Annotated in this window: 12 protein-coding genes; 4 read left to right on the top strand and 8 right to left on the bottom strand. The window is 42.4% G+C overall.

The annotated features are described in order from the left end of the window. Positions 1-23: 23 nt before the first annotated feature. Entirely contained in the window at positions 24-1,781 is a 1,758-nt protein-coding gene (aceK, locus tag VY86_RS05615; protein ID WP_046974232.1) for a bifunctional isocitrate dehydrogenase kinase/phosphatase, read from the top strand. 179 nt (positions 1,782-1,960) lie between these two features. Here the strand turns inward: aceK and VY86_RS05610 are convergent, their stop codons facing one another. Then, a complete protein-coding gene (locus tag VY86_RS05610) occupies positions 1,961-2,383 on the bottom strand; it encodes a tail fiber assembly protein (protein WP_046974231.1) in 423 nt (140 codons plus the stop codon). A 2-nt stretch (positions 2,384-2,385) separates the two neighbouring features. Continuing rightward, complete coding sequence (locus VY86_RS24540; RefSeq protein WP_158019916.1) at positions 2,386-2,526, bottom strand: hypothetical protein; 141 nt, start codon at positions 2,524-2,526, stop codon at positions 2,386-2,388. Positions 2,527-2,927: 401 nt separating this feature from the next. Here VY86_RS24540 and VY86_RS05605 point away from each other — a divergent pair, with 401 nt between their 5' ends. After that, a complete protein-coding gene (locus VY86_RS05605; RefSeq protein WP_052760785.1) occupies positions 2,928-4,118 on the top strand; it encodes a lactate oxidase in 1,191 nt (396 codons plus the stop codon). Between the two features lie 168 nt (positions 4,119-4,286). On the opposite strand, the gene VY86_RS05600 is transcribed toward VY86_RS05605, so the two are convergent. Continuing rightward, on the bottom strand, positions 4,287-5,429 hold the full coding sequence (locus VY86_RS05600) for a DUF1266 domain-containing protein (RefSeq protein ID WP_046974230.1): 1,143 nt from the start codon (positions 5,427-5,429) through the stop codon (positions 4,287-4,289). A gap of 219 nt (positions 5,430-5,648) precedes the next feature. On the opposite strand from VY86_RS05600, the gene zur reads away from it, so the two are divergent. Continuing rightward, the gene (gene zur / locus VY86_RS05595; protein WP_046974229.1) at positions 5,649-6,158 is read left to right on the top strand and encodes a zinc uptake transcriptional repressor Zur; all 510 of its coding nucleotides are present in this window, start codon (positions 5,649-5,651) and stop codon (positions 6,156-6,158) included. A 135-nt stretch (positions 6,159-6,293) separates the two neighbouring features. Here the strand turns inward: zur and lexA are convergent, their stop codons facing one another. Beyond that, on the bottom strand, positions 6,294-6,899 hold the full coding sequence (gene lexA, locus VY86_RS05590) for a transcriptional repressor LexA (RefSeq protein WP_046974228.1): 606 nt from the start codon (positions 6,897-6,899) through the stop codon (positions 6,294-6,296). 119 nt (positions 6,900-7,018) lie between these two features. After that, entirely contained in the window at positions 7,019-7,390 is a 372-nt protein-coding gene (locus tag VY86_RS05585; RefSeq protein WP_046974227.1) for a diacylglycerol kinase, read from the bottom strand. Between the two features lie 129 nt (positions 7,391-7,519). On the opposite strand from VY86_RS05585, the gene plsB reads away from it, so the two are divergent. Beyond that, positions 7,520-9,976, top strand: a complete 2,457-nt coding sequence (gene plsB, locus VY86_RS05580) for a glycerol-3-phosphate 1-O-acyltransferase PlsB (protein WP_046974226.1) — start codon at positions 7,520-7,522, stop codon at positions 9,974-9,976. 49 nt (positions 9,977-10,025) lie between these two features. Here plsB and ubiA read toward each other — a convergent pair whose 3' ends face one another. The 3 genes from ubiA to pgi all read right to left on the bottom strand — a co-directional run bounded on the left by ubiA (position 10,026) and on the right by pgi (position 13,258). Beyond that, entirely contained in the window at positions 10,026-10,880 is an 855-nt protein-coding gene (gene ubiA, locus VY86_RS05575; protein ID WP_046976734.1) for a 4-hydroxybenzoate octaprenyltransferase, read from the bottom strand. 36 nt (positions 10,881-10,916) lie between these two features. Next, positions 10,917-11,423 carry a chorismate lyase gene (gene ubiC / locus VY86_RS05570; RefSeq protein ID WP_046974225.1) on the bottom strand — a complete coding sequence of 169 codons (507 nt, stop codon included), beginning with the start codon at positions 11,421-11,423 and terminating at the stop codon, positions 10,917-10,919. Positions 11,424-11,611: 188 nt separating this feature from the next. Further along, a complete protein-coding gene (gene pgi, locus VY86_RS05565; RefSeq protein WP_046974224.1) occupies positions 11,612-13,258 on the bottom strand; it encodes a glucose-6-phosphate isomerase in 1,647 nt (548 codons plus the stop codon). Positions 13,259-13,372: the final 114 nt, after the last annotated feature.

Genomic DNA, 13,372 nt, shown 5'->3' with positions numbered 1-13,372 from the left:
GCTGAATATATTGAGGAGTTGCGATGGGGATAGATTCAGCACATCTGATAGCACAAACGATTTTACAAGGATTCGATGCACAGTATGGTCGCTTTTTGGAGGTGACTTCAGGTGCACAGCAACGGTTTGAACAGGCCGATTGGCGCGCCGTTCAGCAAGCCATGAAAAAGCGCATCAATCTTTATGATCACCATGTTGGGTTGGTCGTTGAGCAGCTTAAATGCATACATGGTGCTTTCGGGTATGATGAAGAGTACATTGCCGAAGTGAAGGCGGTTTATACCAGTTTATTACCGGATTATCCCCGGTTTGAAATTGCCGAGAGTTTTTTTAATTCTGTTTATTGCCGTTTGTTTGAGCATCGTAACCTGACGCCGGATAAGTTATTTATTTTTACCTCCCAGCCTGCCCGCAGATTTCGGGATATTCCCCGGCCGTTATCCCGTGACTTTTTCCCTGATGGCAATCTTGCCTCAATGCTACGGACAATACTTAATGATCTGCCGCTGCGTTTGTACTGGGAAGATCTGGAGAGGGATATTCGTTACATCACGGATTATCTGCAACGAACATTTCCAGCCGGGGAATTATTACAGGCGACTTTTCAGATAGTGAATGAACTGTTTTATCGTAATAAAGCAGCCTGGCTAGTGGGTAAAATCCGTATTGAAAATCAGGTTTATCCTTTCTTATTGCCAATCCATCATAACGAATCCGGTGGGATTTTTATTGATACCTGTTTGACCGATCAGGCTGATGCCAGCATTGTATTCGGTTTTGCTCGTTCCTATTTTATGGTTTATGCGCCTTTACCTGCGGCTTTGGTTGAGTGGCTGAGAGAAATTCTGCCGGCCAAATCGACCTCTGAGCTTTATATGGCAATTGGCTGTCAGAAGCATGGTAAGACAGAATATTACCGGGAATATCTGGCATTCATTACCTTCTCCAAAGAGCAATTTATGATTGCTCCCGGTGTTAAAGGTATGGTGATGTTGGTGTTTACTTCCCCTTCACTTGATAGAGTATTCAAGGTTATTAAAGATAAATTTGCGCCACAGAAAGAGGTGACTCAGGAGCGGGTACAAGAGTGTTACCGGTTGGTCAAAGAGCATGACCGTGTGGGGAGAATGGCTGACACACAGGAATTCGAAAATTTCGTTGTTGATAAGGTCCGTATCAGTCCTGAGCTAATGGCAGAGTTGCAGAAAGAAATACCGGAAAAGTTGGAAGATTTGGGGGATAAGATCCTTATCAAGCATTTGTATATGGAACGCCGGATGACACCGTTGAATATCTATATGGAACAGGTGGATGAACAGAAACTGAAAGATGCGATTGAAGAATATGGCAATGCGATTAAACAACTTGCTGCGGCGAACATTTTCCCTGGAGATATGTTGTTCAAAAACTTTGGTGTGACACGGCATGGACGTGTGGTGTTCTACGACTATGATGAAATCTGTTATATGACGGAAGTTAACTTCCGCGATATACCGCCGCCGCGTTATCCAGAAGATGAATTTGCCAGTGAACCTTGGTACAGTGTGGCGCTAAATGATGTTTTTCCTGAGGAATTCCGGCACTTTCTTTGTACTGACAGTCGCATTCGCCGCTATTTTGAAGAGATGCATAGTGATTTGTTCAAAGCAGATTATTGGCGAGCGCTACAGGAACGGATTAAAGATGGTCATGTGGAAGATGTGTTTGCATATCGCCGCAAACAGCGGTTTAGCCAACGCACCGAGATAGGAACCTGTTCTATTTCCAACGTTTCAGCTTGATTTTGAGGGGGAATTGGTAGTTGCCGTTGGCAACCGCCGTTTTCATCAGTAGTTGATATTATTATGTGAATCTACCTAGCAGATAATCAGAAATTAAGATTTAAGGATAAATGGCAACCCTGGATTCCCCAAAAAAATCAAGCAGCCAATTTTTTTTGGGGAAATTCAGCGTTTATCGATTACCTTGGTTGTTCAGGCCAATCAATATCGTTCTCCTGTGAAATATCTACCCGATTAAGCATTACTCTATATTCTTTCCATGCCGATAAAGTTATTTTCTCTTCTTCAGTAGCAATATCTAGATCAACAGCATCTTGCAATGGTGCGATTTGTTTTATTGCCTCAGCCACTAATTGCTGCTTTTGGAATTGAGCATATTGTTGTAATTCATCTTTTTTGAGGGGAGGAATATCAGCCCATTCTGGCAAGCCATTTTTACCTGCTATACGGTATTTTCCCTCTGGCGCGTTATTAGCGGCATATTCATAATAAATATCACTATTGATTTCCATAATATCATCCGGCAATGAACCAGCAGCAATATAATTCTCTTTCAACTCTATTGGGTAGAATGCATTGGTTTTTGCACTGTAATAATACATAACTAATATCCTATCAAATCAATAGAAATAGTATTTGGTGGAATCCCTGTGTTCAGATCCCGACTTTCTTCATATTCTCCTTGAGAAACAACATTAGCATCTTGGCTAGCAGAAAAAGCTTTAAATTCATTTTTATTACTCATAATTTCTCCTTAAGGAAAAAATAATATTTTCATTAAGTAAGATTTTGAGTTAATTGATATTAAAATAAAACATCTGTCCTATCATCGAATATCATTTTGATATTGCATTTCAATAATAGTCTCTTTCTGATAAAGAACGATGAAAATTTTTTATAACTTGTAGCGATTAACTATTTTCTTATAGTTAATGAGATAATAGATCAACACCTGAAACCAAATTTTGAATTTTTAGATGAACCTCTCACAACAAAAAATTACCGGATACAACAAGCTTTGTAAGCTCATAAAAACATGTTTAAGTATTTATTAGCTTGAATTATCCAGAATTTGTCTATCCTTATATATGTGGACAAAATTTATTGTCAATATTTACAAGCCTACTTTAAGTAAGGGAGAATTGTATGCCATCAAGAAGAGACGTCATGGTTGGAGGATTAAGTCTTGCTGCTGCCGGTATCCTATCTACGGTATCTTCAGCTAATGCTGCAACTGCTAACATAAAACTGCAAGGAGCTTATAAAACAGGTAGCGTAGAAAAAGCCCTTGATATTATTAATCTTTATGATTTGGAAGAAGAAGCACGTAAACTGATTCCTGCCCCTCAATTTGGCTATATTAGCAGTGGTTCAGGTGATGAATGGACGCTACGTGAAAATACCAGAGCCTTTGACGATTACCAAATTATTCCCCGCTATCTTGCGGGGATAAAAGAACCTGACACAACAACCGAATTACTCGGCAGTAAAGTGGATATACCTATTTTCATTCCACCGATGGCGGCACACGGATTGGCTCATATCTCTGCTGAATTGGGAACAGCAAGAGGCGCCGCCGCTGCCGGTGCCCTGTTTACTGCACAAACTCTGTCTAATTCATCTCTCGAAGAGATAGCAAAAGTGAGTAACGGCCCCAAATGGTTCCAAATTTATTTTACCAAAGATATGGGTATTAACCGTGAACTAATACGCCGGGCTAAAGCTATGGGAGCAACCGCCATCGTATTTACGGTTGATTTAGAGTGGAGCGGTAATAGGGAAACTGATAGACGTAATAAATTTACCTACCCACGTTCACTTCCATTTCCTAATATTCCTGGTTCTCCCGTTGGTACACCATTATCAGAGATTACAGCGCTATTTAAACGTGATCTTGATTTTAAGGATCTAGAGTTTCTTGCCAAAGAATCAGGTCTTCCAATCATCGTAAAAGGTATTCAATCTGCCGAAAATGCTAAAGAATGTGTTGACCACGGGGCAGCAGCTATTCAAGTCTCTAACCACGGTGGCCGGCAATTAGATACTGTCCCGGCAGCAATCAAGTCATTACCAGGCATTGTTGAAGCCGTTGGGCGTCATATTCCAGTCTATTTAGATGGCGGTATCCGTCGCGGTATTCATGTGTTTAAAGCTCTTGCATTAGGTGCCAAAGCTGTCGCTATCGGCAGACCAATTTTATATGGACTGGCATTGGGCGGAGCACCAGGCGTGACTTCCGTTTTAAACCTGCTTAAGGATGAGTTGAAACTTAGCATGAAGTTGGCGGGGTGCGCAGCTATTAAAGATATTGAGAGAAAGTTTATCAGTTTAATTTAACTCATTAACTGATAACGTAAATATCAGCCCCATTTCATTTAAAATAGGTGATTTCAGGAAATGGGGTAAATTCTGTTAACCACGGTGGTTTTTATAATTTAACCGGTAAAATAGAATTCTCACTTTCCCCCTGAAGTATTCTTCAAGGGGAAATGTTTAATATAAATATTAATGAAGTATACGAGACGTTGACGACTCCGTGAGATCAATTTCATACCTTTGTTGTTCTTCCATTCTACTGCGTAAAACATCTTCTACTAATGCAGAAAAACCTGTCATCATTTGCCGTTCCATAATAACGCCTTTTGGCTCAGGCCACGGCAGGCTGGCAATTGGCCAGTCACAATATAATTTATAATAATTAAACTGATCCAGCCGTTCTTTACTCTTGTCAAAATCATTACTCCAGTAGGCATTACCCAACCGGAAGTTTGTATGAAATTCATCAAAGCTGCCAAAGATTTCATAAATATAATCAGCGGTTTTCAGCATATTTTTCCATGCCACTTCTTCACTGATATAACCAGCACAAAAACAGTTACGGCTTAAAACAATTGCAAGCCATAAATCAAATCCCCATACCAATGCAGGTGGGCGCCTATTAACAGTTTGAGAACATTTACGAATAGAATCAGGTGTTACTTCAATTAATTTGGCAAGAACTTTAAACATTTTGCCATCACTAAGCGCAGCATCAACAGCAAAATGTTTTGAATGCACCCCACCCCACAAATCAGTTAACATTTTCATATAACCTTCTTCATCAATAATTCCCCAGTCACTGTATAGTTGGGATTGATGTTCCTGAGTAGGTGATAATGGGAGCAGGCAGTAACGATAGTTATCATGAGCAACCCGTGACTGCAAAGGATAATGCTCCAGAGTTTCACTCCAAAAACCGAACCAATAATCACTCACAATATTTAACCGCAATGCCTGACGTTTTTCTTCAGGTAAAAAAGATAAACCTGCTTGTTGGTAATAACGCCGTTGTTCCCATTCAGGACGTTTAACAATCCGATAAATAATAACTGAGAGTAACATTACTACAAATAATGCTACACTGACTACTTGTGCCAGAAGTAAATAGTCTGTAGCAGGGACAGATACATTATCCATTATAAATAAAACAATTGCCACAAATAATACAATCCCCATAAAAACTGCAATTACAAATAAAATATTAATCAACGCGTATAATGAACTCAGAAAAGGTAACTTTCTTTTTTCACAGATAATATTCTTTATTACCTGATAGCCTTTAGCAGGAAACTGCCTATAATGAGGCTGATTTTGTAAAAGTTCTTTCATCACAAATGATTCCTTTCCGAAAATTATATACCATATATGATAATTCTTATCTGTATTATCACAAACCTCGAGAAAACATTATTTTTGCTGCTAAGTATCAATTTAACCAAATTAACTCTATCAGGGGACAAGCACAATGAACTTTTGTGGAGAATATTTTCTATCGCAGAAACATGATAACATCCTAATATTGTTATCATGCTGGCTGTAAGGGGCGCAATGAAACTGATTAACCAAAAAAAGTTACTGGAACAAGCCGAAGCTATTTGCCTGGCACGGGGAGTTCGCTTTACTCCGCAGCGGTTTGAAGTTTTGCGTCTGATTTCAGAGCAACCCGGCGCAATCAGCGCTTATGATTTACTGGATTTATTGCGGGAAGCAGAACCACAGGCTAAACCACCAACCATATACCGGGCACTGGAATTTCTGCTGGAACAGGGATTTATTCATAAAATAGAATCCACCAACAGTTATGTGCTGTGCCACCATATCGAACAACCAAGCCATACCTCAGCAATGTTTATTTGCGACCGCTGTGGTTCTGTTACAGAACGGAATAGTGGAACCGTTGAATCCGCTATTCAACAGTTAGCAAAAACTGCCGGATTCAGTTTACGCCATACCGTCATTGAAGCGCATGGTTTATGTTCCTCTTGTGCAGAGATTGAATCCTGTACTGAGCGGGATGAATGTCAGCACGACCACAGTATTGAGGTAAAGAAGAAATAGAGAACCTGTAAATAGCGGCAGGCAACCGCAGAATCACGTTCAAGATAATCATATTGATAAACCAATAACATGATTCTGCCGGAATATTGCAACTCTTTGACAATCACCAAAAAACAACGATTCGATATTTTACTATCAAAACCCATCACCGTTACGAATCACCCCGACGGCTAATCCTTCTATTGTCAGGCTCCGTTCACACAGATCCACCACGATTGGCTTAAACTCAGGGTTTTCTGCCGACAATTCAACTTTATTTCCAGTCTGTTTAAAACGTTTTACAGTTACTTCATCTTCAATACGGGCAACAATAACCTGTCCATTACGAACATCCTGTGTTTTATGCACAGCCAACAGATCACCATCCATAATCCCAATATCTTTCATGGACATACCGCTGACTCTCAACAGGAAATCCGCACTTGGCTTAAACAGTGCAGGATCAATCCGATAATGACTTTCAATGTGCTCCTGTGCCAACAGTGGCTCACCTGCGGCTACACGACCAATCAACGGTAAACCAGATTCTTCTAGCAGCAAACGGATACCCCTGGATGCCCCGGCAACAATCTCTATCACCCCTTTGCGAGCCAATGCTTTTAAATGCTCTTCAGCCGCATTAGGTGAACGGAAACCAAGACGTGATGCAATTTCAGCACGCGTCGGTGGCATACCCGTTTGCGAAATGTGGTCACGCACCAAGTCATAAACCTGCTGCTGTCTTACGGTAAGTGCTTTCATTTCGCCCCCTGTGTGTTTATACAGTCAAACTGTGAGTATATACAGGTAAATAGCGATTGGGAACCTGCCAAGGCAGAAAATCAGCCCAATATAGTATAATGACTCATTATTAAACTAAATCAGGTCACAAAATAGCGCCAGAGAATGGTACTCCAGACGATTAACGACAGTATCATCGTCAGAAAGACCGCCGCTGATCCCATATCTTTTGCCCGACCGGACAGTTCATGAAATTCATTGCTAATACGATCAACGATAGTTTCAATAGCACTGTTCAGGATCTCCACAATCACCACCAGCATCACTGAACCAATCAGTAAAATGCGTTCAATTGCGCTGATATCCAGATAAAATGCAACAATTACCGCTAATATAGATATGATTATTTCCTGTCGGAAAGCCGCTTCATTTTGCCACGCAGCCCTGAGACCTTTCATCGAATATACGGTTGCTTTGATGATACGGGTCAGTCCCTTGGATTGATTTGCCATAAGTTATTCACACCAAATATGGGGTTATTTATCACTTTTAACTTTTATTCTCGTCTTAACATAACAGATCTCAACACCTGTTTCTGGTATGCTTGCGACATATTGCTAACAGGAGGCTTCAAGTTATTTATGTCAGGTTGGCGTAAAATATATTATAAATTATTGAATTTACCACTAAAAATACTGGTAAAGAGCAAACTTATCCCTACAGATCCCATTACCGAATTACGGCTCGATACGACACGCCCTATTCTATACGTATTGCCGTATCATTCCAAAGCAGACTTACTGACATTACGTCAGCAATGTCTTGAGCAGGATCTGCCGGACCCTTTAAACTCACTGGAGATAGGTGATACTGAGCTTCCGGGCTATGTATTTATCGACAATGGCCCACGCGTATTCCGCTATTGCGCGCCAAAGCAGGAATCCGTAAAAATTTTCCATGCTTATCTGGATCTGCATCGTAATAATCCAAACCTGGATATTCAAATGCTGCCAGTTTCTGTCATGTTTGGTCGTTCCCCTGGACGTGAAGGGCACAGCACCCCACATCTGCGGCTACTTAATGGTATCCAGAAATTCTTCGCCATTCTCTGGCTGGGCCGGGACAGTTTTGTCCGTTTTTCAAACACAGTATCTCTGCGTTATATGGCAACTGAGCATGGCACAGACAAGACAATTGCTCATAAGCTGGCTCGCGTGGCACGAATGCACTATTCACGCCAACGCCTGGCGGCTGTTGGTCCACGCCTGCCTGTTCGTCAGGAGCTGTTTAATAAGCTGCTGGCTTCAAAAGCAATAGAAAAAGCCGTCACTGATGAGGCCCGCAGTAAGAAGATCTCCCATGAGAAAGCGCAACAGAATGCTATTAACATGATGGAAGAGATTGCCGCGAATTTCTCTTATGAAGCGGTACGGTTGTCAGATCGTGTACTTGGTTGGACTTGGAACCGTCTGTACCAAGGGATCAATGTTCACAATGCTGAACGCATCCGTCGTCTGGCGCAAGATGGTCACGAACTGGTTTATGCGCCCTGCCACCGTAGTCATATGGATTATCTGCTGCTCTCCTATGTGCTTTACCATCAGGGTTTGGTGCCGCCCCATATCGCCGCAGGCATTAACCTGAATTTCTGGCCGGCAGGGCCGATATTCCGCCGCCTTGGTGCATTTTTCATCCGCCGCACTTTTAAAGGTAATAAACTCTACTCCACGATATTTCGTGAATATCTGGGGGAGTTATTTGCACGCGGTTATTCTGTTGAATACTTTATGGAAGGTGGTCGTTCCCGGACAGGTCGTTTGCTTGATCCCAAAACGGGCACCCTGACCATGACGTTACAAGCAATGTTGAGAGGTGAATCACGCCCAATCACTATCGTGCCAATTTATATCGGTTACGAACATGTGATGGAAGTTGCCACCTATGCCAAAGAGCTGCGGGGAGCAACCAAAGAGAAAGAGAGTTTTTTCCAGATGATACGCGGTTTGCGTAAGCTTCGTAATCTGGGGCAAGGCTATGTAAACTTTGGTGAACCTATCCCGTTGATCCAGTATCTTAATCACCATGTTCCTGACTGGCGTGATTCTATTGACCCAATAGAGTTTCACCGTCCCGAATGGGTTACCCCGACAGTCAGTAAGCTGGCCGGGAAAATTATGGTGAACATCAATAATGCCGCGGCTGCTAACGCAATCAACCTGTGTTCAACTGCCCTGCTGTCATCACGTCAGCGAGCACTTACTCGTGAGCAACTGCTTGAGCAACTGGACTGTTATATACAGCTCATGCGCAACGCGCCTTATACAACCGATGTTACTGTGCCAAAGAAAACCGCAGAAGAGTTGTTAGAACACGCTCTGCAAATGGATAAGTTCGAGGTAGACAAAGACAGTATGGGCGACATCATTATCCTGCCGCGTGAGCGTGCAGTTCTGATGACCTACTACCGCAACAATATCCAGCATTTATTGGTACTGCCATCACTGATTGCCTGCATCGTTATTGATCATCGCCGTATCAGCCGTGAAGCGTTACTAAGTCAGGTAGAAATCATTTATCCTCTGCTCAAAGCAGAACTGTTTATACGTTATAGCAAAGCAGATCTGCGGGAAGTGGTTAATATCCTGGTTAATGAGCTTACCCGCCAGAGCCTTATCTGCAACAAAGAGCAAGGTATGCTGGTGTTGAATCCAGCGCGTATTCGCCCATTGCAATTGCTGGCAGCCGGTGTCCGCGAAACACTACAACGTTATGCCATCACCCTCTCTTTACTGAATGCCAACCCGGATATCAGCCGGGGCGCGCTGGAAAAAGAGAGCCGAATATTGGCACAGCGTCTGTCGGTATTGCATGGCATTAATGCACCTGAATTTTTCGATAAGGCGGTATTCACCACATCAGTAAATACACTGCGTGAAGAAGGGTATATCAGTGATAGTGGTGATGTGATTACAGCAAATACTCAGGAGCTGTATCAGGTATTGAGTGAGCTGATGTCACCTGAAATCCGTCTGACTATTGAGAGTGTCAGTTTGCCGGCTGAACACAACGATGCAGAAGAGACAACTAAAGAAGTGTAATTTTTAACATCCGGGTGATAATGGGTTTTCCCCATTATCACCCGATATATCAAACGTAACTGAAGAAAATACCCAAAAATAACACCACACCAACATAGTTATTATTGAGGAATGCCTGGAAACAAAGTTCTCTTTCCCGACCTGCAATCAGTTTCTGCTGATAAATAAATAAGGCACCGGCAAGCAATAATGACCAATAGTAGATGCCGCCCAGATTCATCATATAACCCACCAACAGCAAAACCAGCAACATAGCAAGTTGTAGTAAACCAATAATCAGTTTATCGAAACGACCAAACAGGATAGCAGTAGACTTAACACCAATTTTCAGATCATCGTTACGATCGACCATGGCATACTGCGTATCATAAATAACCGACCACAAGATGTTAACCAGAAATAACAGCCAGCATTCTAATGGTAAGGACTCACTAACCGCAGCGAATCCCATTGGGATAGACCAGCCATAAGCTGCTCCCAATACAAACTGAGGAAGATGACTGAACCGTTTAACAAAGGGATAAAACCAGGCCAGCGCCAACCCAACGACTGACAACCAAATAGTCATCTTATTAAGCGCCAGAACTAGCCCGAAAGAAATCAGCGCCAGTACGACAAACAGGATCTTACTCTCTTTCTCGCTGATAGCACCACTGGGCAGGGGACGTGCCTTTGTACGTTCGACATAACCATCAAATTTTCTGTCAGCAAAATCATTAATGACACATCCTGTTGCACGCATCAGAAACACACCGGCAGTAAAGACCAACAATATGTGCATATCCGGAATACCTTTCCCGGCAATCCATAAAGCCCAAAATGTTGGCCATAACAACAATAACGAACCTATGGGTCTGTCAATACGCACTAAACGGCAATAGGCCTGCCATTTACTTTGCGTCATACTTCCCGCCACTTCTGTTTCCCCCTTGTTTGAATTTTATTTTTTGTATACAGGTGATTCAGGCAAGAAGACTTCCGTTAATAATAATGGTTTGCTTGATAACCTCAGCAATGATCGCCTTGCCCAACGTTTCCCCTGTTGCCCTACATGAATATAATCCCGTGTTAATTTATTGCTACTAAAAAGATATCGCCCAAGTGGGACTGTTCCTAAATCAACCAGACTTTCATCAGGACCGGTTAATGTTGCTTCAGGAATTAATGTTCTTCCCAATAACCAAGGAATATTATCACCGTATAACACGACCTCACGCAGCCAGTATCTCTGACAAGTTGGCAAATGCTCACTTTCATCGAAAAGTTCTTTCACTGTGATAAAAGACTCTCTGAATGGTATAACATGAACATGGTCACAGTATTGTTCAAAACGGTGGGTCATTGACCCCAACTCCATCAGCCAGTCTGAAATCTCATCAGGCAAGCCGGATGAATCCACCGAAACCCACTGAATAGGCGCCGTTGTTAAGATCGAGTCAGTTAACATGCGATTTTCCATTAGGACAAATTTCTTTTATCCGGTCGTACAATTGATGGGCACTGAGAATACCACGTTGTAGGTATATAGAATAAAAAGTTATGACAAATTCTGTAAATAATGCTTGCCAAAAATAAGCGAATTATGATCAACATAATTCGCTTATACAAATTAAGTCCCTGATTCAGAATAAGTGATTAACGCCATGCTTTAAAGCGGTTAATCAACCCATTTGTCGAGCTATCGTGATCGGCAACCTCTTCACCATCCTCAAGTTCTGGCAAAATACGATTAGCCAGTTGTTTACCCAGCTCAACTCCCCATTGGTCAAAAGTGAAAATGTTGAGAATCGCCCCTTGTACAAATATTTTGTGCTCATACATGGCAATCAACGTACCCAAACTGAATGGGGTAATTTCACGCAACAAAATGGAATTCGTCGGACGGTTTCCTTCAAACACTTTAAATGGTGCAACATGCCCGACTTCAACCGCAGTTTTACCACTGGCGGCAAATTCAGCATCCACTTGCCCATGGGTTTTACCGAATGCCAACGCTTCTGTCTGAGCGAAGAAGTTGGATAACAATTTGTTGTGATGGTCACTCAATGGGTTATGGCTGATCGCCGGAGCAATAAAATCGCAAGGGATCAGTTTAGTGCCCTGGTGAATAAGCTGATAGAAAGCATGCTGACCATTGGTTCCCGGCTCTCCCCAGATGATCGGACCGGTTTGGTAATCCACTGGGCAGCCATTGCGGTCAATATATTTACCATTGGACTCCATATTGCCCTGCTGGAAGTATGCTGCAAAGCGATGTAGGTACTGATCGTATGGCAGAATCGCTTCAGTTTCCGCGCCAAAGAAATTGTTGTACCAGATGCCAATCAGCGCCAGTAATACGGGGATATTCTGCTCAAACTGGGTATGGGCAAAATGCTGATCCATTGCGTGTGCGCCACTGAGCAGTTGTTCAAAATTATCAAACCCAATAGAGAGCGCAATAGACAAGCCAATCGCCGACCATAATGAATAACGACCACCCACCCAATCCCAGAACTCAAACATGTTTTGGGTATCAATACCGAATTTCTTAACTTCCTGCTCATTGGTGGAAAGCGCAGCGAAATGCTTCGCAACATGCACTTCATCACCGGCAGTTTTCAGAAACCAGTCACGGGCAGAGTGAGCATTGGTCATTGTTTCCTGAGTAGTGAACGTCTTGGAAGCAATCAGAAAGAGCGTCGTTTCCGGGTTAAGCGCTTTCAGGGTCTCCGCGATATGGGTCCCATCAACATTAGAAACGAAATGCATATTCAAATGATTTTTATAGGGTTTCAGCGCTTCAGTCACCATATAAGGGCCGAGATCGGAACCACCGATACCGATATTCACAACATCAGTCATCGCTTTACCGGTATAGCCTTTCCACTCACCATTAATCACGCGCTGACTGAAATTTTTCATTTTTGCCAACACAGCATTAACCTGCTGCATAACATCTTCCCCATCAACAATAATCGGGGTATTGCTGCGATTACGCAGAGCAATATGCAGTACAGCGCGATCTTCAGTACGGTTAATTTTCTCACCGGAGAACATGCTGCGAATAGCCCCGGCGACATCCGTCTCTTTCGCCAGCGCCTGTAACTTTTCCAATGTCTCAGTTGTGATGCGGTTTTTTGAAAAATCCACCAGCATCTGGTTATCAAACATCGCGGAGAACTTAGCAAAACGATCTTTGTCCTGTTCAAACAACTCACGTATGTGAATACTTTTTATCTGCGCAAAATGCTGTTCTAATGCCTTCCAGGCTGAGGTTTGACTAGGATTGATATTTTTCATGGCTATGCTCTCTATCAATTGACTGTAAATAATTGGAGGTAAAGAAAGATTGTAACCCGTAATTCTGTGATTGAAGCCCCCTTTCCTTTAATCGATGATATTGGTCAAAACAAT

This window comes from Photorhabdus thracensis (genome assembly GCF_001010285.1).
Classification (GTDB): Bacteria; Pseudomonadota; Gammaproteobacteria; order Enterobacterales; family Enterobacteriaceae; genus Photorhabdus; species Photorhabdus temperata.
The sequence above is the reverse complement of the archived record's forward strand: the minus strand, read 5'-3'. Positions and strand labels throughout refer to the sequence as shown.